Annotated in this window: 23 protein-coding genes; 5 read left to right on the forward strand and 18 right to left on the reverse strand. The window is 63.6% G+C overall.

All coding sequences use genetic code 11. The features are described 5' to 3' along the window. Window positions 1-182: 182 nt before the first annotated feature. From FJ443_RS07175 to FJ443_RS07195, 5 genes are read right to left on the reverse strand one after another with little or no spacing between them, the layout of a single operon-like run. On the reverse strand, window positions 183-1310 hold the full coding sequence (locus FJ443_RS07175; RefSeq protein WP_140497529.1) for an S-(hydroxymethyl)glutathione dehydrogenase/class III alcohol dehydrogenase: 1128 nt from the start codon (window positions 1308-1310) through the stop codon (window positions 183-185). A 57-nt stretch (window positions 1311-1367) separates the two neighbouring features. Then, window positions 1368-2015 carry a glutathione S-transferase gene (locus FJ443_RS07180; RefSeq protein ID WP_140564393.1) on the reverse strand — a complete coding sequence of 216 codons (648 nt, stop codon included), beginning with the start codon at window positions 2013-2015 and terminating at the stop codon, window positions 1368-1370. A gap of 9 nt (window positions 2016-2024) precedes the next feature. Then, window positions 2025-3791: a Rieske 2Fe-2S domain-containing protein gene (locus FJ443_RS07185; RefSeq protein ID WP_140623760.1), complete on the reverse strand. Its 1767-nt coding sequence runs from the start codon at window positions 3789-3791 to the stop codon at window positions 2025-2027. Window positions 3792-3812: 21 nt separating this feature from the next. Further along, on the reverse strand, window positions 3813-4703 hold the full coding sequence (locus FJ443_RS07190) for an aromatic ring-hydroxylating dioxygenase subunit alpha (RefSeq protein WP_140515245.1): 891 nt from the start codon (window positions 4701-4703) through the stop codon (window positions 3813-3815). 31 nt (window positions 4704-4734) lie between these two features. Continuing rightward, window positions 4735-5592 carry an aromatic ring-hydroxylating dioxygenase subunit alpha gene (locus FJ443_RS07195; RefSeq protein WP_140663316.1) on the reverse strand — a complete coding sequence of 286 codons (858 nt, stop codon included), beginning with the start codon at window positions 5590-5592 and terminating at the stop codon, window positions 4735-4737. A 249-nt stretch (window positions 5593-5841) separates the two neighbouring features. On the opposite strand from FJ443_RS07195, the gene FJ443_RS07200 reads away from it, so the two are divergent. From FJ443_RS07200 to FJ443_RS07220, 5 genes are all read left to right on the forward strand, one after another. Then, the gene (locus tag FJ443_RS07200) at window positions 5842-6675 is read left to right on the forward strand and encodes a GntR family transcriptional regulator (protein ID WP_140497518.1); all 834 of its coding nucleotides are present in this window, start codon (window positions 5842-5844) and stop codon (window positions 6673-6675) included. Then, window positions 6672-7766 (forward strand): BMP family ABC transporter substrate-binding protein, encoded by a 1095-nt coding sequence (locus tag FJ443_RS07205; protein WP_140663318.1) that lies wholly within the window; start codon window positions 6672-6674, stop codon window positions 7764-7766. Before FJ443_RS07200 ends, FJ443_RS07205 begins: the two co-directional genes overlap by 4 nt. Window positions 7767-7864: 98 nt before the next feature. Then, complete coding sequence (locus FJ443_RS07210) at window positions 7865-9412, forward strand: ABC transporter ATP-binding protein (protein ID WP_140663320.1); 1548 nt, start codon at window positions 7865-7867, stop codon at window positions 9410-9412. Next, entirely contained in the window at window positions 9396-10490 is a 1095-nt protein-coding gene (locus FJ443_RS07215) for an ABC transporter permease (protein ID WP_140561639.1), read from the forward strand. The genes FJ443_RS07210 and FJ443_RS07215 overlap by 17 nt, the downstream gene beginning before the upstream one ends. Before the next feature lie 31 nt (window positions 10491-10521). Next, window positions 10522-11442, forward strand: coding sequence for an ABC transporter permease (locus FJ443_RS07220; protein ID WP_140515241.1), 921 nt, complete (start codon window positions 10522-10524; stop codon window positions 11440-11442). Window positions 11443-11456: 14 nt separating this feature from the next. On the opposite strand, the gene FJ443_RS07225 is transcribed toward FJ443_RS07220, so the two are convergent. The 13 genes from FJ443_RS07225 to uxuA all read right to left on the reverse strand — a co-directional run bounded on the left by FJ443_RS07225 (window position 11457) and on the right by uxuA (window position 25920). Beyond that, window positions 11457-12299, reverse strand: a complete 843-nt coding sequence (locus FJ443_RS07225; RefSeq protein WP_140497508.1) for an SMP-30/gluconolactonase/LRE family protein — start codon at window positions 12297-12299, stop codon at window positions 11457-11459. A 6-nt stretch (window positions 12300-12305) separates the two neighbouring features. Beyond that, complete coding sequence (locus FJ443_RS07230) at window positions 12306-14075, reverse strand: CoA-transferase (protein ID WP_140525164.1); 1770 nt, start codon at window positions 14073-14075, stop codon at window positions 12306-12308. Window positions 14076-14089: 14 nt separating this feature from the next. After that, window positions 14090-15106, reverse strand: a complete 1017-nt coding sequence (locus tag FJ443_RS07235; protein WP_140525107.1) for a hypothetical protein — start codon at window positions 15104-15106, stop codon at window positions 14090-14092. Continuing rightward, window positions 15103-15891: an enoyl-CoA hydratase/isomerase family protein gene (locus FJ443_RS07240; RefSeq protein ID WP_140525108.1), complete on the reverse strand. Its 789-nt coding sequence runs from the start codon at window positions 15889-15891 to the stop codon at window positions 15103-15105. The genes FJ443_RS07235 and FJ443_RS07240 overlap by 4 nt, the downstream gene beginning before the upstream one ends. Before the next feature lie 2 nt (window positions 15892-15893). Continuing rightward, the gene (locus FJ443_RS07245; protein WP_140525109.1) at window positions 15894-17099 is read right to left on the reverse strand and encodes a CaiB/BaiF CoA-transferase family protein; all 1206 of its coding nucleotides are present in this window, start codon (window positions 17097-17099) and stop codon (window positions 15894-15896) included. Between the two features lie 22 nt (window positions 17100-17121). Next, complete coding sequence (locus FJ443_RS07250; protein WP_140497497.1) at window positions 17122-17907, reverse strand: SDR family oxidoreductase; 786 nt, start codon at window positions 17905-17907, stop codon at window positions 17122-17124. 2 nt (window positions 17908-17909) lie between these two features. Next, window positions 17910-18905, reverse strand: coding sequence for an ABC transporter permease (locus FJ443_RS07255; protein ID WP_140525110.1), 996 nt, complete (start codon window positions 18903-18905; stop codon window positions 17910-17912). Between the two features lie 3 nt (window positions 18906-18908). Then, window positions 18909-20441, reverse strand: coding sequence for a sugar ABC transporter ATP-binding protein (locus FJ443_RS07260; RefSeq protein ID WP_140515235.1), 1533 nt, complete (start codon window positions 20439-20441; stop codon window positions 18909-18911). After that, window positions 20431-21414 carry an ABC transporter permease gene (locus FJ443_RS07265; protein ID WP_140663325.1) on the reverse strand — a complete coding sequence of 328 codons (984 nt, stop codon included), beginning with the start codon at window positions 21412-21414 and terminating at the stop codon, window positions 20431-20433. The genes FJ443_RS07260 and FJ443_RS07265 overlap by 11 nt, the downstream gene beginning before the upstream one ends. 132 nt (window positions 21415-21546) lie before the next feature. Next, window positions 21547-22578, reverse strand: coding sequence for a sugar ABC transporter substrate-binding protein (locus FJ443_RS07270; RefSeq protein ID WP_027027652.1), 1032 nt, complete (start codon window positions 22576-22578; stop codon window positions 21547-21549). Between the two features lie 27 nt (window positions 22579-22605). Continuing rightward, the gene (locus tag FJ443_RS07275; protein ID WP_140515233.1) at window positions 22606-23457 is read right to left on the reverse strand and encodes an IclR family transcriptional regulator; all 852 of its coding nucleotides are present in this window, start codon (window positions 23455-23457) and stop codon (window positions 22606-22608) included. After that, complete coding sequence (locus tag FJ443_RS07280) at window positions 23457-24605, reverse strand: extracellular solute-binding protein (protein WP_140515232.1); 1149 nt, start codon at window positions 24603-24605, stop codon at window positions 23457-23459. Before FJ443_RS07280 ends, FJ443_RS07275 begins: the two co-directional genes overlap by 1 nt. 130 nt (window positions 24606-24735) lie before the next feature. Then, window positions 24736-25920 (reverse strand): mannonate dehydratase, encoded by a 1185-nt coding sequence (gene uxuA / locus FJ443_RS07285; protein ID WP_140555658.1) that lies wholly within the window; start codon window positions 25918-25920, stop codon window positions 24736-24738. Window positions 25921-25970: the final 50 nt, after the last annotated feature.

Genomic DNA, 25970 nt, shown 5'->3' on the forward strand with positions numbered 1-25970 from the left:
TAACCGAGGTGCACCTTGGTCACGCCGCCGGTCGACGCCGGACTTTGGGAACACGCCGACCTGGCCGGGAGGCTGGAGGTAGCGAAAAGTCCGGGCATTTCTGTGGCCCGCCTTCTCAAGCCGACAGGGCTCCTGTCGGTCCAAGCGGGGATGTCCTCGGGCCCGCGGCGTGTGGGCCGCCCTCAGTAAACCACGACACTCCTGATCGACTTGCCCTCATGCATGAGGTCGAACCCCTTGTTGATGTCCTCGAGCTTGAGCGTGTGGGTGATCATCGGGTCGATCTCGATCTTGCCGTCCATGTACCAGTCGACGATCCTGGGCACGTCGGTGCGGCCGCGCGCGCCGCCGAAGGCGGTGCCCATCCAGGTCCGCCCGGTGACCAGCTGGAACGGCCGCGTCGAGATCTCCTGGCCGGCGCCCGCGACGCCGATGACCACCGACTTGCCCCAGCCGCGATGCGAAGCCTCCAGCGCCTGGCGCATCACCTTGGTGTTGCCGGTGCAGTCGAACGTGTAGTCGGCGCCGCCGATCTGGTCGGCGCCGCGCTTGGTCATGTTGACGAGATGGGGAACGATGTCGCCGTCGATCTCCTTCGGATTGACGAAATGCGTCATGCCGAAGCGCTCGCCCCAGGCTCGTCTGTCGTTGTTGAGATCGACGCCGATGATCATGTCGGCGCCGGCAAGTTTTAGGCCCTGGATGACGTTCAGCCCGATGCCGCCGAGGCCGAAGACCACCGCGGTCGCGCCTTGCTCGACCTTGGCGGTGTTGATGACCGCGCCTACGCCGGTGGTCACCCCGCAGCCGATGTAGCAGATCTTGTCGAAGGGCGCGTCGGGATTGACTTTGGCAACGGCGATCTCCGGCAGCACCGTAAAGTTGGAGAAGGTCGAGCAGCCCATATAGTGAAACAATTTTTCGCCCCCGATCGAGAAGCGCGAGGTGCCGTCCGGCATCAGGCCTTGCCCCTGCGTGGCGCGGATGGCGGTGCACAGATTGGTCTTGCGCGACAAACACGACGGGCACTGCCGGCATTCGGGCGTATAGAGCGGGATCACATGGTCGCCCTTTTTGACCGAGGTGACGCCCTTGCCGACATCGACCACCACGCCGGCGCCCTCATGGCCGAGAATGGCGGGAAACAGGCCCTCGGGATCGGCACCCGACAGCGTGAACTCGTCGGTGTGGCAGATGCCGGTCGCCTTGATCTCGACCAGCACCTCGCCCTCGCGCGGGCCGTCGAGGTCGACCTCCATGATCTCAAGCGGCTTTCCGGCAGCAACGGCAACAGCGGCGCGGGTTTTCATTTCTTTCTCCCAAACTTGCTTGCCGGGACGACCGATCGCCCGGCGTTGCGATAGAAATCATGCGGCCTTGGCCGGCCCCGCCGGGAACACGCCCGACATCACGGTAAAGCCTTTGATGCGTTTGACACGATCGCACCAACGCCGGATGGCGGGATAGTCCTGGCGCGTAATGCCGCCCTCCTCCGACAGCATGATGTAGGGAAAGCAGGCAATATCGGCGATGGTCGGATGATCGGCCGAGCAGATCCAGCCGCGGCCCTGCTGCTCGCCGAACCACAGATGCTCGTCGAGGATACGGAACAGCCGGTGCGCGCCGGCGCGTGCGGCATCGATGTCGAAATCGTAGAACAGCGCGTCGTGCAGGCGGGCGGCCGACGCCGTCGAAGTGATGCCGTCGGCGAAGGCCAGCCACTGGCTGATCTCGCCGAGCAGGGCCGGTCTGTTCCGGGGATACCATGTGCTCGACGGATCGTATTTCGACGCGAGGTAGACCAGGATCGCCTGGGCGTCGCGCAGGATCAGCCCTTCATCCTCGATAACCGGCAGTTGGCCGAGCGGATTGAGCTTCAGGAACCATTCCGACTTGTGTTCGCGGCCGGGGTAGAAGTCGACCGGCACTGTCTTGTAGTCGATGCCGAGAAAACTCATCAGCAGCCGCAGCTTGTAGCAATTGCCCGAAAGTTCGTAATCGTAAAGCGTGATCATCGGGAGTTCCTAAACGTCGAGCACGAGGCGTGCCGATTTGGCGCGCGAGACGCAGGTCATGATCCTGGTTCCGGCCTTGCGCTCGGCATCGTTGAGGTAGACGTCCTGATGGTCCGGCTCGCCTTCGATCACGGTGGCGACGCAGGTGCCGCATGCGCCCTGCTCGCAGGACGACGGAACATCGATGCCATTCTCGCGCATCACCTGCATGATCGTCTTGCCGGCCGGCACTTGCAGCGTGACGCAGGAGCGCGCCAGCGCTACTTCGAAGCTCGAACTGTCGTCGATCTTGTTGGTGTTCTTGAAATATTCGAAATGGATGGCGGTATCCGGCCAGCCCTGCTCGGCGGCGATCTTGCGCGCGGCTTCCAGCATCGGTCCGGGACCGCAGATATAGAGATGCATGCCGTCCCGGTAACCGGCGAGAATCCCTCGAAGCTCGGCGCCGGTCGCGTCCGGCGACAGCCCGAGATGCGGCTTCAGCGCATCGCCGAGATGCTTCAGCCGATCGGCGAAAGCGAGGTGTTCCTGCCCTTGCGCAAAATAGTGCAGCTCGTGCGCCAGTTCCTGGTTCTTCAGCGCCTGCGCCATTGCGAGCAGCGGCGTGATGCCGATGCCGCCGGCGACGAACAGCGTCTTGATCGCGTCACGGCGCAGCGGGAAATTGTTGCGCGGCTCGGAAATCGCCAGCACGTCCCCCTCGCGCACAGTCTCGTGCATGCATTTCGAACCGCCCTTGGAATCGCGCTCCAGCTTGACGCCGATGATGAAGCTGTCGGTTTCACCAGGGCCGTTGGTGATCGAATACTGCCTGATCTCGCTATTGGGCATATAGACGTCGATATGGGCTCCAGGCTGGAACGTCGGCAGGATGCCCTTGATCGGGCGGAGCTCGAAACCGGCAACGCCGTCGGCCGCCTGCCATTTCCTGGCCACGCTGACGCGCAGCGCCGCCTTGCGGCCATGCGCGGTCACTTCGGGCATTTCGGCGAGTTCGGCCGACACCCTTTCGTAGACCGGCTCGATCGGTGCGGGCGCCGGTGCGTTCGCGACGTCGCGCTCGACCTTGTCGCGCAGCTTGGAAAGCCGCTCATTGTGGTGGCGCAGGATGGCGATGCGGGTGGCCCCTTCGGCCTCCTGATCGAGCACGCCACGGATCACCGAACGGTTTGAATCAACCGGCTGCACGAAGAACACGCCGCGCGTCTCGGCACCACCATCGTGCGAGTGCAGCGCCACGGCAAAATCCCGCGCGGCCTCGATGATGGTTTCCGCGCCCTCGCCTTCGATCGCTGCGTTGGGCTGAAAGCGATAGGCCTTCAGCCTTTCGACGACCTTGTCGGCCGGCGCGTTGACCGCGATGCCGCGCAAGGCGAGCAGCTTGCCTTCGGTCAGCGCGGCAACATCCGGCACCTCGCCACGAGGCTCCTCGGACGACCAGACAAGACCGTAGCGCTCGACCGCCGGGAAGGTGCGGTTGGTGATGGTGCGGGCCGGCGCGTCGGCAGGATGCGCGGGAATGTAGGTGCAGCCGGCGGTGCGGTTCGAATAACGCCAGCCGTGATACTGGCACTTCAGCTCGCGCCCGTCATTGATGCCTATCGACAGCCTGACGCCGCGATGCAGGCAGCGGTTTTCCCAGATGTTGACGTAGCCGTCATCGGCACGCCAGACGGCGAATTCCCGGCCGAGCAATTGACCATGGAAAACGTGGCGGTACGGCAAATCATGGGAAGCGGCGATCGGATGCCACTGGCTTCTGGCTTCTTCCAACATCAATCGTCTCCAAGAATCTCGTCAGGCCGCAACCGGAATGACACCGTAGGTCACGCCCTTCTGGCTGAGCCAGCGCCGGTAGGCGATGGCCGACTTATCGGCCCGGATGGGCGTTTCGGCGCGCGGATCGAGCGGCAGGCGTTTGGGCACCTGGTTTTCCAGGATCGGCTTGTCCTGGCCGAAGATCGTCTGCTGGAAGCGCTTGATCACCTTGTCTTCATTGTCTTCGTCGAGCACGCAAAGCAGCATGTGGGCGCGCACATGCTCCTGGTCGACCGGCTGCAGGAAGATGGCGATGACGTCGCGCCGTGCCTCGTCGACCGGGCTCGATTTATAGAGCACGGAGCAATAGGGGTGCGGCACGCGATAGACATAGTCCACGTCGGCGCCGCCACCGGAAGCGGTCGAAGCCATCGGCTGGAAGAAGCGGCAGCGCGTGGCCAGGATCTCGTCACGGTCGACGGATATCTCGACGTCGTATTCCTTGACTTCGGTATGCGGCTCGACGCCGAGTATGTCGGTATGCACATAGGGAAAGTGGCCCATGTCGAGAAAGTTCTCGATGGCGCGCGGTGCCGAGACGTTGACGCCAAACGTGGCCGCGTTGAGCTTGCGGCGGTCCGGCTCTTCATATTCCGGGATCGGGAACAGCTCGGCCGGTGGCGAGCCGAGCGAAGTCCAGACATAGCCGTAGGCGCTTCTTGCCGGCAGTCTGTCGGCGCCTGGAACACGATCCACCCCTTCTACATCGGGACGTGAGCGCCAGACGACGGGCTCACCATCCATATCGACCGCAAAACTGAGGCGCTCCTCGAGCAGAACGGTGTCCTGGACAGCGCCGGGAATGGTCTCGGCGATCGCCCCTACGGGATGCCAGAGATTGAGGATCACGGGATCCGAGCATTTTGTCATCGTTTTATCCTCTGGATGCCCTCGGACGTCATCAGGCTTGTGCCGGTATCGCGCCATAGGTGACGGCCCGATCACGCAACCAGCGCCGGTAGGAAACCGACACGGCATCGGCACGGATCGGGGTCTCGGCACGCGGATCGAGCGGCAGGCGCTTGGGTACCTGGTTCTCTAGGATCGGTTTGTCCTGGGCGAAAATCAATTGCATGAAGCTGCGCACCGTTGCCGCCTCCATGCCTTCCTTAAGATAGCAGAGGTAAGGATGCGCGATGCAGTTTTCCTCGTCCACCGGCTGCACGAACAGGGTAATGACGTCGAGCCGATCCTTCTGGATCGGGTTGCTCTTGTAGAGAGCCACCGTGTAGGGCCGGATCACCTTGTAGATGTAGTCGACGACAAACCCTTCCTTGGCGGTCGGCGAAGCCACCGGCTGATAGAATTTGCACTCGGTCGCCAGCACCTCGTCCTGCGCTGTGATCTCAACCTTGTAGGGCGCGACCTCGGTATGCGGCTCCTCGCCGAGCCAGCCGGTATGAATGAAGGGAAAATGCCCCATATCGAGAAAATTCTCGACCGCGCGGAGGCCCGACACCTTGACCGCGATCGAACCGCCGCCGACAAGATGCCGGTCTGCCTCACTGGCCTCGGGGATATAGATGATGTCGCGCCAGGGCTTGTCCAGACAGGTCCAGATGAAGCCATAACGCTCGGCGCTTTTCAGCGTGGCGCCCGTATCGCTGCGAACGACTTCGATCTTGTTTGAACACTTGTGAACGGTGAGAGCGACCCCAAGCAGGCATGTGGCAAACCGCGTATCCTGGCTTAGCGATTCCTGATCCGCGACGATGTGCCAATCGTTCAAAAGCTCGCGGTCAACGCAACGGGTTGCCATCGGCTTCCCTCCCAACTCGGCTAGCCCTTCACCATGAACCTAGCCCGACGTTTCGGGATGACGAAACCACAAGATTGGATACCAATCAACATTTTTTTGTCGTCCAAAATCCTTTTTTGTGTTGACAGATTATGATGATTGAATTCCGATATGAGAAAGCTGAACCTGGGATATGTCGTGTCCTGACGAGGCATGTCGCCATCACGAAAGCCCGCTGATCATGTCGTCGAAATGGCGGAGAACCATGCCTTGAGCAGCCGTTCCCAGACCATCGCGGATACGCTGACCCGCGCCATCATCGACCATCGCCTCGTGCCCGGCTGCAAGCTCGGCGAACGCGAACTCTCCGAAATATTCAACGTGAGCCGCATCGTGGTGCGCCAGGCCCTGATCCGGCTCGCCGATGACGGGCTGGCCCAGATCGAACGCAACCGCGGTGCCTTCGTCGCCAAGCCGAGCATGCAGGAGGCGATGGAGATCTACGACGCGTTGACGCTCGTCGAACAGGGCGTCGCAGCACAGCTCAGCGATCGCCTCGGGCCGGCCGGCTGGGCCGAGCTGCGCCAGCATGTCGAGCGCCAGCGCCAAGCTGTTGCCGCGGGCAACGATGCGCTGGCCGACGTGCTTGGCCAAGAGTTCCATACCGTATTCGTACGCCTCAGCCGCAACAAGGTCATGCAGGAAATCCACGCGCAGCTGGTGCGCCGCACGACGCTGCTGCGCTCCCTCATTTCAGCCGATTTCGACTATTGCAATCTACTGGACGACCACTCGCGGGTCGTCGACCTGCTGGAGAAGGGCCGGCTGAAACCGGCCATGGACCTGATCGACACCCACCACCGCGCGGTGGTGCGCGGGTACATCATGGATCGCGCAGTGTTTCCAGAGATGACGCCTGCCGAAGCGCTGGCACCCTATCTCGACGGCAAGGCCGACGGCGCGACTGTGCCGCTGCGAAGATTGTCGAATGCATCCGGCGGCGGCGACGCGGCAACGCATCTCCACCTCCATATCCCCAGAACAGACCGGGCACCGACAAGCCGGGCATCAACAAAAAAGACCAACAGAGGGCTACCATCATGAAGAAACTGACGAGACGTGAATTCCTGAAACACAGCGGCGCGGCCGGCGCGGCTCTTGGCGCGGGAGCGCTGAGCACCATCGCACAGGCGCAGGAGGTGCTGAAGATCGGTGCCGTCTACGTCTCGCCGGTCGCCGAGATCGGCTGGACCAAGCAGCACAGCCTCGGCGTCGAGGCCATCAAGGCCGAATTCGGCGACAAGGTCGAGCTCACCGTCATCGACAACATCTTCATGCCGCAGGACGCCGAGCGGGTCTTCCGCGAACTGGCCAGCGCCGGCAACAGGCTGATCTTCGGCACAAGCTTTTCGCATGGAACGCCGATGCAGAAGGTGGCGCCGCGCTTTCCCAAGGTGGCGTTCGAACACTGCTCAGGCATCGTCCACCTAGCCAATCTGGGAACCTTCGAAGCGAAATATTACGAAGGCACCTTCGTCGCCGGCGCGGCGGGCGGCTACATGTCCAAATCGGGCAAGATCGGTTTCATCGGCGGCTTTCCGATCCCCGACATCGTCGGTCCGGCAAATGCGCTGCTGCTTGGCGCGCAGAGCGTCAATCCAAACGCGACCTGCAACACCATCTTCCTGAATTCCTGGTTCGACCCGGGCAAGGAGAAGGAGGCGGCCAAGACGCTGATCTCTCAAGGCTGCGACGTGGTCTGCTCGATGACGGACACCGCGACCGGCGTACAGGTCGCCGGCGAAGGTGGCGCCTGGTCGATCGGCTATGCCAGCGACATGTCGAAATTCGCCTCGGGCAAGCAGCTGACCTCTTTCGTTCTCGATTGGACCAGCGACTATGTCGGCGCAGCCAAGGCCGTGGCCGCCGGTACCTGGAAGCCGGAAGTCCGCTGGGACGGATTGGCGGCCGGGGTGGTGAAAATGGCCCCCTACAATGAGGGTATCCCCGCCGATGCGCGCGCCAAGCTCAAGCAGCTCGAGGCCGACATCGGCAGCGGCAAGCTTCATCCCTACGCCGGGGAGCTGAAGGATCAGGACGGCAACGTCAAGGTTGCCGCCGGTTCGGTTCTGACCGATGACGACATTCGCGGCATGAACTGGTTCGTGAAGGGGATGATCGGCAGGCTGAGCTGATCGCCGTAAAAGTGCCGGGAGACGCCTAAGTCCATATCTTCGGCGTCTCCTTGCCTGGTTCCCGTCCAACCTCGCTTCACGCCACGGCAGGACCCGCCATGCATCCGCGAGTAGAACTGCGCAACATCTGCAAGCGTTATCCCGGCGTCGTCGCCAATGACGATGTGTCGCTGTCGATTCAACCCGGCGAGATCCATGCCGTGCTGGGCGAAAACGGCGCCGGCAAATCCACCCTGATGAAAATCATCTATGGGGCGACGCAAGCCGATTCCGGCGAGATCTTTTGCGATGGCAATCCGATCGCCACGCACACCCCGGCGATGTCACGCGCGCTCGGCATCGAAATGGTCTACCAGCATTTCGCGCTGTTCGAATCCGTTTCGGTGGTCGAGAACATAGCGCTCTCGGCCAGCAGCGCGTACGACCTGCCCTCGCTCGCCGAGAAGATCCGCGATCTGTCACGTCGCTACGGCATGCCCATCGACCCGCATCGCCAGGTGCACGACCTGTCGGTCGGCGAGCGCCAGCGCGTCGAGATCGTGCGCTGCCTGCTGCAGGGGCCGAAACTGCTGATCCTCGACGAGCCGACCTCGGTACTGACGCCGCAGGCGGTGGTGAAGCTGTTCGAGACGCTCCGCCAACTTGCCGCCGAGGGCTGCAGCATCGTCTATATCAGCCACAAGCTCGACGAGGTCCAGGAGCTCTGCGACACCGCCACCGTGCTGCGCAACGGCAAGGTCACCGGTACCGCGCGTCCGAAGGAGACGACGTCGCTGGAGCTTGCCCGCATGATGGTGGGTTCGAAGCTGCCTGAAATGCATGTCGGCCCGCCGACGCCAAGCGACAGACCGGTGCTCGAGGTCAACAGACTTACGGTGAAGTCCCGGGATCATTTCGGCGTCGACCTGAAGGACATTTCTTTCAAGGTGCATGGCGGCGAGATTGTCGGCCTGGCCGGGGTTTCCGGCAATGGCCAGGCCGAGCTGATCGCCTTGCTCAGCGGCGAGCGCACGCATGAGCGCAGCGACGCCATCCGGATTTGCGGAACCGGCGCAGCCCGCCTTCGCCCGCACGAGCGCCGCAAGCTCGGCGTCGCCTTCGTTCCCGAAGAGCGGCTCGGGCGCGGCGCCGTGCCCTCGCACACGCTGTGGGAGAATGCGGTGCTGACCGCGCACCGCTTCGGCACGGTGCGCAACGGGCTGGTCGACCGGCGCCGGGCCAAGGCGTTCGCCGCCGGCATAATCGATAGGTTCAAGGTCAAGGCCAACGGGCCGCAGGCGACCGCGCAAAGCCTGTCCGGCGGCAATCTGCAGAAATTCATCGTCGGGCGTGAGATCGCGCTCCAGCCGAAGCTCCTCCTGGTGTCTCAGCCGACCTGGGGGGTTGACGTCGGCGCGAGCGCCTTCATCCGGCAGTCCATCGTCGATCTCAGCCGCGCCGGCGCGGCGGTGCTCGTCGTCTCCGAGGAACTCGACGAGTTGTTCGAGATCTGCGACCGGCTGCTGGTCATTTGCCAAGGGAAGGTTTCCCCACCGCAGGAGCGCAAGACGACCGATCGCGAGGAGATCGGACTTCTGATGACGGGCCGCGGCATGGGCGACGGCGCATTGGCGAACGGAGGTGGCAACAATGCGCTTCAGGATTGAACAAAGGCCGGAGCCCTCCTCGCTGATGCGCGTCGCCGCGCCGGCACTGGCGACGCTGTTGACCGTCGTCGTCGGATCGATTTTCTTCGCCTCCCTCGGACATGATCCGCTGGCGACCCTCCATGCCTTCTTCATCGAGCCGCTCTCTTCCATGAACGGCCTGTCCGAATGGCTGCTCAAGGCCTCGCCGCTGATCCTCATCGCTTGCGGGCTGGCGGTCGGCTTCCGCGCCAATGTCTGGAATATCGGCGCCGAGGGCCAGTTCACCATGGGGGCAATCGCGGCCAGCGGCGTGGGGCTTTTCTGGCCGAACCCCGAAAGCGTGCTGCTGTTGCCGCTGATGTTCATCGCCGGCATGGGCGCCGGCATGGCCTGGGCGGCAATCCCCGCCTTTCTGCGCGCCCGCATGAACACCAACGAGATCCTCGTCACGCTGATGATGACCTATATCGCGACGCTGTTCCTGTCCTATCTCGTGCACGGACCGTGGCGCGATCCGGCCGGCTTCAACTATCCGCAGACGGCACTTCTGCCGACGGCGGCCCTGTTCGAATCCTTTGACCCCGCCTATCGCCTCAACCCGTCGATATTCATCACGGTCGTCGCCGTGCTCCTGATGTGGCTGTTCACCGACCGCAGCTTTCTCGGCTACAAGATGTCGGTGAGCGGGGCTGCACCGCTTGCCGCCCGCTATGCCGGCTTTCGCGAATCGGCTGCGGTCTGGATCGGACTGCTGGCGGGAGGTGCCGCGGCCGGCATCGCCGGAATGGCGGAAGCCGCCGGGCCGCTCGGGCAGCTCTCGCCGCAGATTTCGCCAGGCTACGGCTTCGCGGCCATCATCGTTGCCTTCGTCGGACGGCTGAACGCCTTCGGCATCGTGCTTGGCGGGCTGTTGATGTCGCTGCTTTTCCTCGGCGGCGAAGGTGTGCAGATGACGCTCGGCCTGCCTTCGGCCCTGACGCGGATCTTCCAGGGCATCCTGCTGTTCTTCCTGCTCGCCGCCGACTTCTTCATCTTCTATCGCGTTCGCCTGGTGCGACCCGTCCGGGACACGCATGCGCTGGAGACGGCACGATGAGCGGGTTTCGGATCGTGCGGGAGACAGCCTGATGGATCTGTTCATCGCCATCTTCACCGGCACCGTCATTGCCGCCACACCGCTGATATTCGCCGCGCTCGGCGAGCTCGTGGTAGAGAAGTCGGGTGTCCTCAATCTCGGCATCGAAGGCATGATGCTGATGGGCGCCGCATTGGCATTCTGGGCCGTCACCGCGGGCTATCCGATGCCTGTGGCGATCCTGGCCGGCGCGTTGGCGGGTGCGGCCGCCTCGCTGCTGTTCGGCGTTCTGGCGCTGACGTTCCTGACCAACCAATATGCAGCCGGCCTGGCGCTGGCGATCTTCGGTTCGGGCGTCTCCGCCTTCCTCGGGCGCGGCTTCGGCAGCGAGCCGATCGAGGCACTGCGCCGCCTCGACATCCCCGTTCTGTCCGATCTGCCGCTGATCGGTCCGCTACTGTTCCGCTTCGATCCGATGGTCTATCTGGCCCTGCTGATGTTCGTCGCCATCAGTTGGTTTCTCTACCGCACGAAAGCTGGCCTGGTGCTGCGCACGATCGGCGAGTCGCCGCAGACGTCGCATGCGATCGGCTATCCCGTGATCAGGATCCGCTACATGGCCGTGCTGTTCGGCGGGCTGATGGCAGGCCTGGCAGGCGCCTATTTGTCGGTCGCCTACACGCCGCTCTGGGTCGAGAACATGACTGCCGGCAAGGGTTGGATCGCGCTTGCGCTGGTGGTCTTCGCCACCTGGCGGCCGCTGCGCATCCTGCTTGGCGCGTGGCTGTTCGGCGGGATGACGATCCTTCAGTTGCAAGGTCAGGCGCTGGGGCTGGACGTGCCATCCGAACTGCTCTCGGCCCTGCCTTATCTCGCCACCATCATCGTTCTGGTGCTGATCTCACGAAACCGCCAGATGCTGGCCCTGCACTTCCCGGCCTCGCTGGCAAAACCCTTTCGCCCGACGAGTTGACCTTCTGCGAAATGCTACTTCCCTTGCTGGAGAAGGCTCAAGTCGATCTCGGTAATATGCCAGCGACCCAGATTGGCGGTATAGAGCTTGTCGCCCTTGAAGGCGATGTTGGTGGGGTGCGCCAGCGTGGTTGCGGCGGGATCCTCGATCAGCACTTCGAGACCTTTGTCCTTTTGCCAGCGATAAATACGGCTGGGCTCATAACATGAGATGAACAATGAGCCGTCAGGCGCAAAGGCCACTCCGTCCGGAACATTGTGCACGCCTTCGACGACGATCTCACGAGCCCCCGCCGATCCGTCAGCAAGGATCGGCACATAGCTGATGCAGGGTGCGTCGCTTTCCACGACATAGAGGCCGTTGCCGTCCGGCGCCATCGCCATGCCGTTGGCGAACGACATCGCCTCCCGGCACCACAGGCCGCCCTCGCCCGTCTTGAGATCGTAGCGGAAGATGCCCGAGCGATTGTCCTGGCCAACGCTGTCCGAAACGAAGAGCCAACCCCTCGCCTCGTCGACGATCGGGTAGTTCGGCACGCGAATGCCGGCCGACGCGAAGCGCTCCATGCGCGCTGTCGCGGCATCCCAGCGGAAAATCGCGGCATGCCTGAGGTCGCAGGCAAAGCAGTTTCCCGCGCTGTCGAAAGCGATGCCGAGCAGAAAACCGTCGGTGCCGCCCATGCGCCCGACCGAGCCGCCATCGGCGGCCAGCCGCAGCAGGTCGCCGGTTTCGGTGCCACACCAGATCGAGCCATCGCGGTGAACGGCCACGCCCTCCGGATGCGCGACGCGCGGGCTGGTGAAGATGCCGTCGAAGAAAACGCGCGCGGCTGACATGTCGAGCAACGGCTTGGCCATGGGATCTCAGCTTTCGACAAGCGCCGTCTGCACGGCGATGCAGCGTTCGACCATCGCGCGGTCGGCTTCAAGAATCTCGGCGATCAGCGCGCCGCGCTCCTTGGCGCTGACGAACTCCAGACGGCGCAGACCGAGCGGGTCGATGCGGTTTCGCAAGATGGCGAGCGTGCTGTCGGAAGGCAGCGAGACCTCGCGGCAACAGGCGTCGAACGACACCGCAAATCCGGTGGCGTCACGGATCTGCTGCTGCGTGACGCCCGGCATGGTTTCGATGACGATCAATTCCCTCGAAGTCTCGTCGAGCCGGAAGACGCAGAGATCGGTGAAGACCAGCGCCCTGCCGGTGCGATAGCCCATCGGCTCGCGTTCGGCCGCCGTCAGCAGCCCGCGAGCCGAGCTGACGATTTCGACCTCATTCACCAGCGACTGGATCGAGTGGCGGGGGATGTAGAGCAGGTAATCGCGGTGCATGTTGGCGACATCGGCCATGCCGCCTTGCCCCGGCAACCGGATGAGGCCGCCGCTTGGTTTGCGCAGTGCGATCGTGTTGACGCGGCCGCGCCGGTCGACCTGTGCCGCGCCGACGATCTCGTGCGTCACCGCGCCGGCCTGGTAATAGGTCGAGTAGGTGTCGTCGCCGCCGGCATGCGCGACAGCCGTTTCGCAATCGAGGCTTTCGATCAGCGAGAGGATCATCGGGCTTGGCGCGATGTCGAGATGGCCGCAGCTCGTCGTCGCGATGATCATGTCCGGCGCGTGCGTTGCCTTGGCCAGCCGGTAGGCGACGTTGGCCAGCGGCGAGACCGCACCCGCGCTGGCGAAGCTCTCATTGGTGAGTTCGGCGGCGATGCGGGCGGCGATGATCTCGTCAACGGATGCTTTCTCTTCGGCGCGCGCAAGCGCCGGCATGGCAAGCACTGTGTCAGCTCGAACCTTCGCGGCTGTTTGCAACGGCTTCGGCACGCCCTCGGAAGGCGGGCGCAGATTGTCCGCCAAAGGCGTTTGCCGGTCGGCGAACGCCTCCGACAATCGCTGATAATCCGTGACGTAAAACGGCAGGCACGAGGCCGGATAGGCGCCGGCCGGCGCCAGCGCAATCGCCGAAACCTGGTTGCGGGTCAGCACGCTCTGGCGGCCGTCCTGGCGCAGCGTCCCGCCCGGCACGATTTCCTCGACCGTGACCAGCACCTTGCGCGCCGCACCCGCCATGGCGAAGTCCAGCGCGCGGGGCCCGATGATCTGCACATTGCCGCTTTCATCGGCGCGCTGGGCATGGACGACGAATGTGTCGAGCCGCAGCGGCGGGACGAATCCGTTTTCGGTACCGGCAATCGGATCAGGTCTGGCGCTCGCACCCGGCACGCGCGCCAGCATGCCCGATCCCAGCGGAAGCTGGAACGGCATCGAGGGCAGGTTCTGCTGCGCCGCCCGCAGCGCCTGGATCATGGCCAGCGCCGTCCAATCGCGAACCGGTATCGCGCCGCTTTCGGCGGCTGCGCGGAATTTTGGCGGCAAGCCGAAAATGTCGAGGCTGGAGAAACAGAGGTCGATCTCAGCCACGGCATGCGCTTCGAGCAGCAGTTCGAGGGGCAAGCCGCCGGCCCAGCAGATGTAATGCAGATCCTTGACGCCCGACCGGGCTATCGCACGCAGCAATGCGATCGGCAGCCGGGCGAAATGGTGGCCGCCGACACCAAACGATTCGCCATGGCCGACCATCGCGGCCAGTCCTTCGACATCCGTGAAGCGCGGCCGGTTCGGCTTGACCAGGGACATTGCGGCACGGTTCGTCACAGCGCGGATGCCTCGATGCGATAGCGGGTCACGAACTGTTTTTCAGGCGAGAATTCCTGCGCCGTCGCAATGCCGGATTGCGCGATCGGATTGTCGGCCAACGCTGTCGCCGGGCCGAGCCCGAAGGGCGAGCAGATCGGCTCGATGCCGATGGCGACATGGCGCCCGTTCCAGGGTGCTGCTTTGCGGCCACGATTGGAGTACCAGAGCAAAAGGCTCGGGAAATGCTCCTTCTGCCAGGAAAGTTTCACGCGGTACCCGTCCGCATGATTGGCGAGCGCCACCGTGCCATCCAGGCCCTCGATCTGCAACAATTCCTCCGTGTCGGGCACCAGTGGCGGTCGCGAAGCATCAGCCATGCCACCCGCGCGGGCCGGTACGCTCGACAAGTCAGTGAAGGACGCGTTCCGGACGAACAGTTCAGCGCCAGTTTCGACATCGTGTGGATAGGTGCGACCGTGATCGAAGGAACCAAGTTCCAGCGCGGCGGCGCCGATCTCCGCTGGCAGCCGGAACACCGGATGCAAGCCGATCGGCAATCGGCAGGCATGGCGAACGACGATCTTGAATTCAACGTCGACGGCTGGCATCGACGAGTCGGGCGTCACCGTCCGCTCGACACGCCCGACCGGGCTTCCGGCTGGATAGGCGAGTGTCAGTGACAACGATCCTTTGGCGCTCTCGCGCCATTGCCAGTCATGGTTGGAGCTATGGCCATGGGCTTCCTCGCCCTCCTCCGGCGAGCCCATCACCCGAGCCCAGTCCTCGGGCCATCCATCGGCCGGCACCGAATAGCCGAAGGGCACGCAGGGCCATTCGCCGCGCAACCTGCGCAGGATGCCTGGCAGCGCTTGCGCCTGCGGCTCGTTCGACCACGGCGCAATGTGCATCGGCGAAACCTGCCGACCGTCCTCCAGAATGAACGTAACCGGCGCCAGCATCGCGCCAAGCCGCTGGACAGTCAGCGCGCCATGCGCCCAGCCCAATCCGCGATAATCGTCGCCCGCGTTCACGGCCCGCCCTTCTTTGCCTTTGTCGTGCTCCGCTCGGCGAACTCCTTGACGCGCTGCTGGCCGATCTCGCTGCGATAGAGCTCACCCAATATGTCGCGCTCCATGGTGAGCCCATCGTCCAGATCGCCGGACACGGCATGCGCCGTCAGCGCCTTCAGTCCGTCGATTGCGGCAGCGGGCTCGGCGGCGATCATTTCGGCCAGTTCCAGCGCGCGTGGCATCAGCCGGTCGACCTCGACGATCTCGTTGACCAGACCGGCAGCGACGAATTCCGAGGCCGGGACGATGGCGCCGGTCATCAGCAGGAAATTGGCGCGGTTGCGGCCGAGCTTGGCCACGCTGCGTTGCGTGCCGCCGCCGCCGGGGATCAGCCCGAGCTTGATTTCCGGCAGGCCGAGCTTGGCGAATTGGTTGGCGATGACGAGGTCGCAGCACAGCACCAGCTCCATGCCGCCGCCCAGCGCGAAGCCGTTGACCGCCGCGATCACCGGTTTGCGGTTGTTCTCGATGGCCGCGTACATGCGCATGCCGGCAGCCTGGAAAATGTCGAATTCCGGTCCGGTCTGGGCGGCGTATTCCTTGATGTCGGCGCCGGCCATGAAGCCGCGCCCTTCCCCTGTCACCACGATCGCCCCGATGCTTGCATCGCCGGATAGCGACTCGAAGCTTTCAGTGATCTCGCCTTGCATCAGCCGGTTCATGGCGTTGAGCTGATCGGCGCGGCGGAAGGTGACGATCGCGACGCGGCCCGCGGTTTCGACCGTGAGTGTCTGGTAGGTGCGCATCGTCAGGCGGCGTCCACGGTCATGTCACCGGACGCCTCCAATGCGGCGATCTCGTCCTTGGAGAGGCCGAACTCGGCCAGGATCTCGCGGCCGTGCTGGCCGACCAGCGGCGCCGGCCGTTCTATGGTCGCGGGCGTCTCGCTCATCTTGACCGCCGGAGCGACCACCCGCACCTTGCCGCCGCGCGGATGGTCGTAGCTGGTGATCATGCCCATGTGCTTGACCTGCGGGTCCTCAGCGGCGCGGCGGATATCCTTCACCTCGGCGCACCAGATGTCGGCTGCCAGCAGCCGCGCCAACAAATCCTGCGTGGCGAATTTCCTGGTCTCGGCATTCACCTTCTCGAAGACTTCATCGCGCTTGTCGAACAAAGTCTTGAGATCGTCGTAGACGGCAAGCTGCGGCGCCTCCAGCACCTCGTAGAGCGTCTTGAACGGGCTCATGGCGATCGACACGTAGCCGCCGTCGCTGGTCTCGTAGATGCCAAACGGCGCCTGCATGCCGGGATGGCCGATCCCGGAATTCGGCCGCACGAAGTCCTCACCAAGGTTGAGCACCGCGACATATTCCTGGTTGAGGTGCGCCAAGAGGCCGGCCAGCAGGTTGACCTCGATCTTCTGGCCCTTGCCGGTCTTCTCGCGATAATAGAGCGCCGACAGGATGCCGTAGACCATGTTCATGGCGCCGATCTGGTCGGCGAGGCCGGCGCCGGCGGGAACCGGGGCTTGATCGCCGCGGCCGGTGTTGGCGATCAGCCCTGCGAGCCCCTGGATCAGCATGTCCTGGCCGGGGCGCTCGACATAAGGCCCTTCCTCGCCATAGCCCGAGCCCGAGCAATAGATGATGCGCGGATTGACGGTCTTGAAATCCTCATAACCATAGCCGAGCTTGGCCAGCACGCCTGGGCGGAAGTTCTGCACCACCACGTCGGCGCTTTTCGCCATTTCCATGATGATGGCATGCACCTTGCGGCTCTTCAGGTTGAGCGCGATCGAACGCTTGTTGCGGTTCCAGGCGAGGAAGTTCGGGCTCTCCGAGCCGCCGACCCATTTGGCGAAGAAGGTCATGCCACGGAACATGTCGCCGGCGCCGGCGCGCTCGATCTTGATGACATCGGCGCCCATGTCGCCGAGCAGCTGGGTAGCGAACGGCCCCTGCAGCAGATGGCTGAAATCGAGGATGCGGACGCCTTCGAGGGCCTTGTTCATGTCATGTCTCGTTTCAAAATTTTCAAAGCAGTTCGGGAACGTAGCGCGGCGCCGCCGTCAGCCCGCCATCGACGCGCAGGTCGGTGCCGGTGGTGAAGCCGGCGGCATCGGAGGCAAGATAGACGGCGGCCTCGGCCACTTCCGAAGGCTCGCCGATACGGCCGAGCGGATGCATCTTGACCCAGGCCTTGGCAAGATTGCCGCCGATCTCCTTGATGAGTTTGTCGTTCATCGGCGTGTTGATGGTGCCCGGCGAGATCGAATTGACGCGGATGTTCAGCGGCCCGAATTCAACCGCCATCTGGCGTGTCATCGCCATGACCGCGCCCTTGGCACCGGCATAGGCGGTCCAGCCATCAAGCCCGATGTGGCCTTGCGCGGAGGCCATGTTGATGATCGAGCCCGATTTCTGCGCGATCATGTGCGGCAGCGCGTATTTACAGCCGCGAAACACGCTGGTCAGGTTGACTGCTATCAGCCGGTGCCACTGCTCGTCGGTCATCTCGTGCACCGGCATGCCGCCAATGGCAATGGCCGCGTTGTTGACGAGGATGTCGAGGCGTCCCGTCTTCTTGACGGCACTGTCGATGAGGCCTGAAATGTCGGCCTCCTGCGAAACGTCGCAATGCAGATAGTCGGCGCGGTGGCCGGCGGCGCGAAGTGCGGCCGCGAAATCCTCACCAGCGCTGTCGGCGATGTCGCCCAGGAAGACATGCGCCCCTTCGCGCGCCATCGCTTGCGTGATCGCGTGGCCGATCCCGTCGGCCGCACCAGTGATGACGGCGATTTTTGCTTCAAGACGAGCCATCTTCAGCCTCCATTCGCACGCCGGCGTTTCGCTTCATCAAGGGCGACCGCGGCAATGATGATCATGCCGGTGATGACCAGTTGCCACTCGGTCGGCAGGCCAAGCCCGCGCAGACCGTTGGACAGGAATTGCAGGATCAGCACGCCCAGCGCCATGCCGGTCAGGCTGCCGATGCCCCCCGCAAGGCTGACCCCGCCGAGCACGGTGGCGGCAACCACCTGGAATTCGAAATTGAGCCCCGCCGTATGCTGTGCCGAGCCGACCCGCGCGGCCAGGATGATGCCGGCGACCGTCGCCAGCAGTGCGCTGATGATGAAGCAGATGAACTTGACCCGCCGCACGTCGTAGCCTGCAAGGCGGGCCACTTCCTGATTGCCGCCGACGGCATAGATTTGCCGTCCGAACGGCCGGTGCCGCATCATGTAGGCGAAGGCGGCGAGCAGGACGATGGCGATGACGGCCGAATAGGGGATGACGTTGAACAGGCGGCCATCCGACAGCGCGATGAAGCTGTCGAGGCTGGCATCGTCAGGGATCGCCCGCTGACCAGTGTAGAGATAGACGCCGCCGCGCATGATGAACATCGTGCCCAGCGTCACGATCAGCGAGTTGATGCCGGCATAGGCGGTGAGATAGCCGTTGACGACACCGATGATCAGCCCGAACAACAGCGCGCCGCCGACGCCGAGCAGCAGCGAATTGGTGTCGTTCATGATGATGATCAGCGGCAGTGCAATGGTCGCCAGCAGCGATCCGATCGAAATATCGACCTCGCCGGAAATGAAGACGATGGCGCAGCCAATGCCGGCGGTGAGCGCGAGCGAGGCCTGGCCGAGCACATTGGTCATGTTGCGCACGGAGAAGAAATTCTCGACGGTAACGGAGAAGAAAGCCAGCACCAGCACGAGGCAGACCAGCAGCGCCAATTCCTGCCGGGCAAAGAGCCGCGCCAGCATGGACGGCCGGGCTTTCGCGGAGACTGTATTCACAACGCTCATGTCTTATCCGATCGCCGCATTGAGGATCTTCTCCTGCGTGGCTTCGTCGCGCGGCATGATCGCGGTCAGGCGGCCTTCGCACATCACCGCGACCCGGTCGGCAAGACCGAGCAGTTCCGGCATCTCCGACGTCATCATGACGACAGCCAAGCCTTCGCCGGCGAGCCGGTCGATCAGGGCGAATATCTCCGACTTGGCGCCGACATCGATGCCGCGGGTCGGCTCGTCGACGACGATGACCTTGAGGCCGCGCATCAGCCAGCGCGAGATCAGCACCTTCTGCTGGTTGCCGCCAGACAGGTTCTTCACCTCTTGGAACAGGCTGGGCGTCTTGATGCGGAAGCGGTCGACGTAATCCTGCACCGCTTTGTGTTCCCTGGCCTTATCGACGAAGCCCATGCGGGCGAAGGCGCCGAGCGAGGCGAGGCTGGCATTCTGGTAGACAGGCAGCTCGCCCATCAGCCCTTCGCTCTTGCGATCCTCGGTGAGCAGACCGATACCTAACCTGACGCCGGTGCGCGTATCGTGCGGCGAGAGGCGCTGGCCGTCGACGGTGATCGTGCCCGAAGTGATCGGATCGTAACCGACGATCGCCTTGGCGAGTTCGGTGCGACCGGCGCCCATCAGCCCGAAGAAGCCGAGCACCTCGCCGGCGCGCGCCTCGAAGGACACGCCGTTGAGCTTCTTCGCCGTGCTGAGCTTGTCCACTGACAGGGCTACCTTGCTAGCCGGTGCGCCACGCTTGCGGGGAAACAGATTTTCGATGCGCCGGCCGATCATGTCCTGGATCAGCGTGTCGTTGGTGTGCTCGCGGATCGGCTTGGTCGAGATGTGGCGCCCGTCGCGCAGCACCGTCACCGTGTCGGCGATCTCGAACACTTCGTCGAGCTTATGGCTGACATAGACCACCGCGATGCCGAGGTCGGCAAGCCGGCGGATGACGGTGAACAGCAGCGAAACCTCGTTCGGCGTCAGCGAGGATGTCGGCTCGTCCATCACCACCACGCGGGCTTCATGAGCGAGCGCGCGGGCGATCTCGACCATTTGCTGCTGGCTGACCGGCAACGAGCCGGTTCGCGCCGCCGGATCGACGTTGAAGCCGATGCGGTCGAAGAGCGCGGCTGAATCGGCGCGGATCTTCTTCCAGTCGATGGAGCCGCTTCTGCCGGTCGGATAGCCTTCCAGGAAGATGTTCTCGGCAACGGTGAATTCGGAGATCAGCGCGATCTCCTGGAACACGACCTTGATGCCTTGCTTCAAGCTGTCGCGCGGCGACTTGATGTCGACCTCGCGTCCGTGCATGCGGATGGAGCCGGCATCCTTGCCGTAGACGCCGGCCATGATCTTGATCAGCGTCGACTTGCCGGCGCCGTTCTCGCCCATCAGCGCATGGATCTTGCCGGGCTCCAGGGTGAAGTCGACATTGTCGAGCGCCACGACGCCGGGAAAGCGCTTGCCGATGCCGCGCAATTCCAGCGCCGGCACATCGGTATCGATGGCCGCGCCTTCGCCAGGATGCAGGAAATCAACGGACATTGGCTCTGTTCCGGATGATGTCGAGATAGGTTGCCAGGATGATGACGATGCCCGGCACCACCATCTGCAAATCCTGGTTCCAGCCGAGGATGATGATGCCGTTGTCGATCACCTTCAGCACCAGAACGCCAAGCAAGGTACCGAACAGCGAACCGCGGCCACCAAGCAGGCTGGTGCCGCCGAGGATGACGGCGGCAATCACCGTCAGCTCGAAGCCACGGCCGGCGGTCGGCTGGCCGGCATTCATCAGCGACGACAGGATCATGCCGGCAACACCGACGCACAGGCCGGTGACGACGAAGGCCAACAGCTTGAGCCGTTCCGAGCGAATGCCTGACAGGCGCACCGCCTTTTCATTGGCGCCGACTGCGTAGAGGTAGCGGCCGAGCGTGGTGAAGCGCAGCGTCACATAGGCAACCACGAAGATCAGCGCCGCCAGGATGACGGGAACCGGCACGGGGCCGACATAACCGGCGCCGAGATCGGTGAAGCTTGCCAATTGGTTGTGGTTCTGCACCGCCTCGCGCGTGAACAGATAGACGCCGCCCTGTAGCATCATCATCGTTCCGATGGTGGCGATCAGCGAATTCACCCTGAGCCTGGTGACGACCAGCCCGTTGAACAGGCCGACCCCGCCGGCAAAGGCGAGCGCCGCCAGCATGCCGAGCGCAAGACTATGGGTGGAATTGAGCACTGCCATGCCGATGCAGCCGACGAAGGCGAGCGACGCGCCGACCGATAGGTCGACCTCGGCGGTGATGATGAGCATGGTCATGCCCGAGGCGACGATCAGCACCAGAGCGCATTGGCGCAGGATGGCGATGATGTTGGCCTCCGAATAGAATTGCGGCGCCGCGATCGAGATGGCGATGCACAGCACGGCCAGGATTGCGCCCAGCACGAGCTGGCTGCTGCCCAGAAGGTTGCCGCCGATGAAACGCTTCGACGCGGAGGCCTGTGTAAGCTCGCTCATTTCAGTCCATTCCCGGCCGTTTGCCTGGTCCCTCTGGAACCTGTCGTGTCGAACCCGGCATTTGTCTTGGCCACCGAAAGGTCCTGGCCGCCTGCCCTTCCCGCAACACGGGAAGGGCGATATCGGCCGGCCTTATTTCTTCAGGTCGGCGGAGGTCTTCATGCACTTTGCCGGCGGCTGCAGCGCGTTGACGGCATCCCATTTGATGGTGCGGGTGGTGCCGTCATAGTCATAGAACTTCTTCCAATCGTCGCCGTTCATCGGCGCGGTCGGGCTGACGATGTGCTCCGGCACTTCCTCATTGTTGAAAAGCTTCACCGCGGCATCAATGGCGGTAAAGCCTTCCTTCTCGGGGAACATCGCGGCTTCGATGCGGTAGGAAGGCTCGTTCTGCATCGCGTTGATGAAGGCAAGCCCTTCGCCGCCCGTGCCGACCGTCAACAGGCCATCCTGCGACTTGCCCGCCGCTTTCCAGGCCTGCAGGCCACCCAACGAAGACGAATCATTGATGCCGTAGATGATGTTGATATCGGCGTTCTTGGCCAGTGCCGCGGAGGACACTTCGAGAGCGCGGTCCGGATTGCCGCCGCCGTCGAGATCGTGGACCATGACCGCATCGGGGATGATGGTCTTCAGCCCGTCCATGAAGCCGTGGGAGCGCAGCACGGTGGCGGAAAGCAGCGGCAGGCCGACATTCATCACCTTGGCAACGCCGCCGAGCTTTTCCTTCGCGTATTTGCCGGCCTCGACGCCGGAGAAATAGCCGGTGTCGTAGTCGCAGATGGCGACCATGGTCGTCATGCCCTTGACCGGATTGCCTTCCAGCACGACCGGCACGTTGGCGGCCTTGGCCTGGCGCAGCAGCGGCACCACGCCTTCTTCGTTCACCGGGGTGATGATCAGCACGTCGACGCCCTTGGCGATGAAGTCTTCGGCCGCGGCGACCTGCTTGGCTATGTCGAGATTGGCATCCTGCACCTCGACCTCGATGCCGAGTTCCTTGCCGTGAGCCTTCATGCCCTTGATGACGTTCTGATACCACTCATGGGTGGCGTAGTTGGTGACGTAGCCGATGCGCTTGGGCATGTTCTCGGCATGCGCGGCGGCGGCGCCGAGCGCCAGCACGGCGGCGGACGCAAACAGGATTGACTTGGACCAGAGCATTTTCTTCTCCCAGATTTATCGCTTTTGTTAGTCGCTGAACGGATAGTCCCGCCGTTCCGGGTCGGCACGTAAGGAGTTGGTGGCTTCGCCCCAGCCGAGTGCCGCCGATATCTTCTCGGCGGCGGCGCGGGTGCGTTCGAAGACGGTTTCGCTGTCGAACCGCGCCGCCTTCTGCGGCAGCAGCGGCACGGTTAGCGCGGCGATGACGGCACCGGTGTGATCGTGCACAGGCATGGAGATGTTGGTGCAGGCCGCAACGGCCAAGGAAGCGCGCATCTCGTAGCCGAGCCTGGCGACCTCGTTCAGCCGCGCCTCGATTTCGGCCCGCGTGCCCTGGCCCTCACCGGCGGCCACGATGCGCTCGACGATGCGGTCGCGCTCGGCCCGGTTCGAATGGGCGAGCAGCACGGCACCCGAACTTGTTTCGAGGATCGGGAAATGCGACCCGAGTGCTACCGAGTAGCGCATCGGCAGCGGCGAATCGATCTGCAAAACCACCAGTGCGTTCTGGCCCTCGCGCACCACGAGATGGCAGCTCTGGTCGGCATTGGCGGTCAATTCGCGCATCACCGGCAGAGCGCATTCCACCAGCCGGTTTACCGGCGGATGCATGTGCGCCAGTTCGAACAGCTTCAGCGACAGCCGGAAACGGTCCGATTGCGTGCGAAAGATATAGCCCCGTTTCTCCAGCAGAAGCAGGATACGGTAGATCTCGTGAATGGAGCGGCCGAGGCCGGTCGCGATCTCGGTCTGGGTCAGCGTTTCGGCGCTGGAGGCCATGAATTCCAGAACGTCGAGCGCCTTCTCCACCGCCGGCACGCGATAGCCGTTGCGGCCGCTTTCGCCCTCGTCGAGCGTCTCGGCAACGCTGGCGGCCATCAGGCGACGCTCCGTTCCGGCTGGACTTGCCTGGTTTCGCGGTAGAGGCTGTTGACGTGGCCTGCGAGTTCGGTCGCCGACATGTCACCGGCTATGGCTGCGGCGGCATGCGGCGCGCATTCGCGGAAGAAGGCGATGAAGCCCGGATGGGTCGGACGCAGATAGGACGAGGCGATCGTCCGCAGCGTCGAGCCGAAGAAATCGCCGGAAAGACCATTGACCCCGGCATCCTTCCAGGCAGCCAGCGAACCCGGTTGTCCGCCAGACTTCACATAGTCGCCGCGCTGGTATTCGGGCGAGCACAGGAACAGTGCGTAGTCGATCGCGGCCTGCTTGTGCTTCGATTGGGCGCTGACGCCGATGCCGGCACCGCCGAGCAAGGCGCCGGCGGCTTGCGGGGTGGGCACGTCGGCGAAGCGCAGATGGGGCCTGTCGGGTTTCGAGGCGTAATTCACATAGCCGAAGGCGAACGGCACGTAGACAACGTCGTCATGCGCGATCATGTGGTCGTAGCAGCGGATCGGATTCCACTTCGACGAGTCCGGGTGCGAAAGCGCGACAAGCTCGCGCAATTGCGCAATCGCCTGCTCGACCATTTCCTTCGCGATGAATTGCTCGCCATCTTCCTGGGGACGGCCAAGCGTCAGAAGCAGACACATGGCGTCGGTCGGCACGAAGGGCAGGCCGAGCCACTTGCCGTCGCTGCGCGCGCGTCGGCCAAGCTCCAGCACGTCCTGCTGCGTGCCGGGCACCGGGCCGTAGCGCTCCAGCAAATCCGGCCGATAGGAGGCGACCTGGCAGGCGGCGTCGATCGGCAGCGCCCACTGGCGGCTGTTCTTCTGGTAGGAACGCCAGGACGCCCCGACTGAGTCACGTTCGAAGAAATGGATCTGTTCGGCCGACAGATAAGCGTCGAACGGGACCATCAGTTCATCCTGGGCGATATCGCCGATGAAGGGATGGTCGAACACGACCAGATCGTAAGTGCCGAGCACCGGACCGAGGGCGCCCTCACCGAATTCATAGAGGCTGCGGCGGTCCCATTGGATCTCCAGGCCGGGATGCGCGGCGCAATAGGACTCGATGCTGGCGTCCAGCGGACCCCAGCATCGTCTATGATCCCACGCCAGTCCGCGCAGCTTCGTCATGCCACTCAAATCCTCCCGGCACCGGCAATAGCCGGCTCGCCATCGACACTAGCACAATTTTTCATATGCGCAACTTGTTTTCATTTGCGCAAAAAGCGCACACATCCTCCCGACTGGCCGATGCATCGCTTCAAGCCAGATCGAAACGCTCCACGGCGCGCATGATGCCGCGCAGTTCAGCCAAACCCTTGAGCCGTCCGATAAGCGAATAGCCGGGGTTGATCTTTTTCTTGCCGATGTCGTCGGCAAGCAGATGCCCATGGTCCGGCCGCATCGGGATCTGCCAGTCGGCCCGGCCTTGCTCGCGGCGGCGCTTTTCTTCCTGCATCAGAGCCAGGATAACGTGCGCCATGTCGGTGCCGCCTTCGAGATGCTCGGCTTCATAGAACGAGCCGTCCTCCTCGATGGTGATGTTGCGCAGGTGGACGAAGTGGATGCGGTCAGCGAATTCCTTGACCATGGCGACGATGTCGTTGTCGGCGCGCGTGCCATAGGAGCCGGTACAGAAGGTCAGTCCATTGGCGGGACTGTCGACGGCGTTGAGGATAAAACGCGCGTCCTGCGCCGTCGAAACCACGCGCGGCAGGCCATAGAGCGAGAAGGGCGGGTCGTCGGGATGAATGCACATGCGCACCCCCTCCTCTTCGGCCGCCGGAACAATCTCGCGCAGGAACCAGGCAAGGTTGTCGCGCAGTTCGTTCGGCCCGATCGAATCGTATTCCGCCAGGGCTTCGCGAAAACTGTCCCTGTTGTAGCTGCGTTCGGTCGCCGGCAGGCCGGCGATGAGATTGCGCTCGATCCGGTCGATCTGCTCCGGCGTCAGCGTCTTCAGCCGCTTCTCGGCCTCGGCGATACGCGCCGGCGTATAGCTTGCCGCACCGTTCTTGCGCTGCAGCACGAAAAGATCGTAGGCCGCGAAATCGATCGCATCGAAGCGCAGCGCATAGCCGGTTGTCGGCAGGCGATACATTAGGTCGGTGCGGGTCCAGTCCACCACCGGCATGAAATTGTAGCAGATCGTCTCGATGCCGGCCTTGGCGAGCGCCCGGATGCTGTCGCGGTAGTAGCCGGCATAGCGCTCGCGCTCGGGCGCGCCGATCTTGAAGGAATTGTGCACCGGAATACTCTCGACGACCGACCATTTCAGGCCAGCCGCCTCGATGATCCGCTTGCGCTCGAGCACATCGGCCTCAGGCCAGGCGCGGCCGTCATAGATCTGGTGCAACGCGGAGACAACGCCGGTGGCGCCGGCCTGCCTGACATGTTCAAGCGTCACCGGATCATCGGGACCATACCAGCGCCAGCACTGTTCCATGAAGCCTCCTCAGGGTTGGCGGCGACCATATTGTCGGACCACAAGCCTGT

The organism is Mesorhizobium sp. B2-6-1, from assembly GCF_006440475.1.
Lineage (GTDB): Bacteria > Pseudomonadota > Alphaproteobacteria > Rhizobiales > Rhizobiaceae > Mesorhizobium.

Bases quoted from the DNA above. Each gene is read 5' to 3' on its own strand.
- FJ443_RS07175 (WP_140497529.1), bottom strand. From the start codon at position 1,310: ATGAAAACCCGCGCCGCTGTTGCCGTTGCTGCCGGAAAGCCGCTTGAG.
- FJ443_RS07180 (WP_140564393.1), bottom strand. From the start codon at position 2,015: ATGATCACGCTTTACGATTACGAACTTTCGGGCAATTGCTACAAGCTG.
- FJ443_RS07185 (WP_140623760.1), bottom strand. From the start codon at position 3,791: ATGTTGGAAGAAGCCAGAAGCCAGTGGCATCCGATCGCCGCTTCCCAT.
- FJ443_RS07190 (WP_140515245.1), bottom strand. From the start codon at position 4,703: ATGACAAAATGCTCGGATCCCGTGATCCTCAATCTCTGGCATCCCGTA.
- FJ443_RS07195 (WP_140663316.1), bottom strand. From the start codon at position 5,592: ATGGCAACCCGTTGCGTTGACCGCGAGCTTTTGAACGATTGGCACATC.
- FJ443_RS07205 (WP_140663318.1), top strand. From the start codon at position 6,672: ATGAAGAAACTGACGAGACGTGAATTCCTGAAACACAGCGGCGCGGCC.
- FJ443_RS07210 (WP_140663320.1), top strand. From the start codon at position 7,865: ATGCATCCGCGAGTAGAACTGCGCAACATCTGCAAGCGTTATCCCGGC.
- FJ443_RS07215 (WP_140561639.1), top strand. From the start codon at position 9,396: ATGCGCTTCAGGATTGAACAAAGGCCGGAGCCCTCCTCGCTGATGCGC.
- FJ443_RS07220 (WP_140515241.1), top strand. From the start codon at position 10,522: ATGGATCTGTTCATCGCCATCTTCACCGGCACCGTCATTGCCGCCACA.
- FJ443_RS07225 (WP_140497508.1), bottom strand. From the start codon at position 12,299: ATGGCCAAGCCGTTGCTCGACATGTCAGCCGCGCGCGTTTTCTTCGAC.
- FJ443_RS07230 (WP_140525164.1), bottom strand. From the start codon at position 14,075: ATGTCCCTGGTCAAGCCGAACCGGCCGCGCTTCACGGATGTCGAAGGA.
- FJ443_RS07240 (WP_140525108.1), bottom strand. From the start codon at position 15,891: ATGCGCACCTACCAGACACTCACGGTCGAAACCGCGGGCCGCGTCGCG.
- FJ443_RS07245 (WP_140525109.1), bottom strand. From the start codon at position 17,099: ATGAACAAGGCCCTCGAAGGCGTCCGCATCCTCGATTTCAGCCATCTG.
- FJ443_RS07250 (WP_140497497.1), bottom strand. From the start codon at position 17,907: ATGGCTCGTCTTGAAGCAAAAATCGCCGTCATCACTGGTGCGGCCGAC.
- FJ443_RS07255 (WP_140525110.1), bottom strand. From the start codon at position 18,905: ATGAGCGTTGTGAATACAGTCTCCGCGAAAGCCCGGCCGTCCATGCTG.
- FJ443_RS07260 (WP_140515235.1), bottom strand. From the start codon at position 20,441: ATGTCCGTTGATTTCCTGCATCCTGGCGAAGGCGCGGCCATCGATACC.
- FJ443_RS07265 (WP_140663325.1), bottom strand. From the start codon at position 21,414: ATGAGCGAGCTTACACAGGCCTCCGCGTCGAAGCGTTTCATCGGCGGC.
- FJ443_RS07270 (WP_027027652.1), bottom strand. From the start codon at position 22,578: ATGCTCTGGTCCAAGTCAATCCTGTTTGCGTCCGCCGCCGTGCTGGCG.
- FJ443_RS07275 (WP_140515233.1), bottom strand. From the start codon at position 23,457: ATGGCCGCCAGCGTTGCCGAGACGCTCGACGAGGGCGAAAGCGGCCGC.
- FJ443_RS07280 (WP_140515232.1), bottom strand. From the start codon at position 24,605: ATGACGAAGCTGCGCGGACTGGCGTGGGATCATAGACGATGCTGGGGT.
- uxuA (WP_140555658.1), bottom strand. From the start codon at position 25,920: ATGGAACAGTGCTGGCGCTGGTATGGTCCCGATGATCCGGTGACGCTT.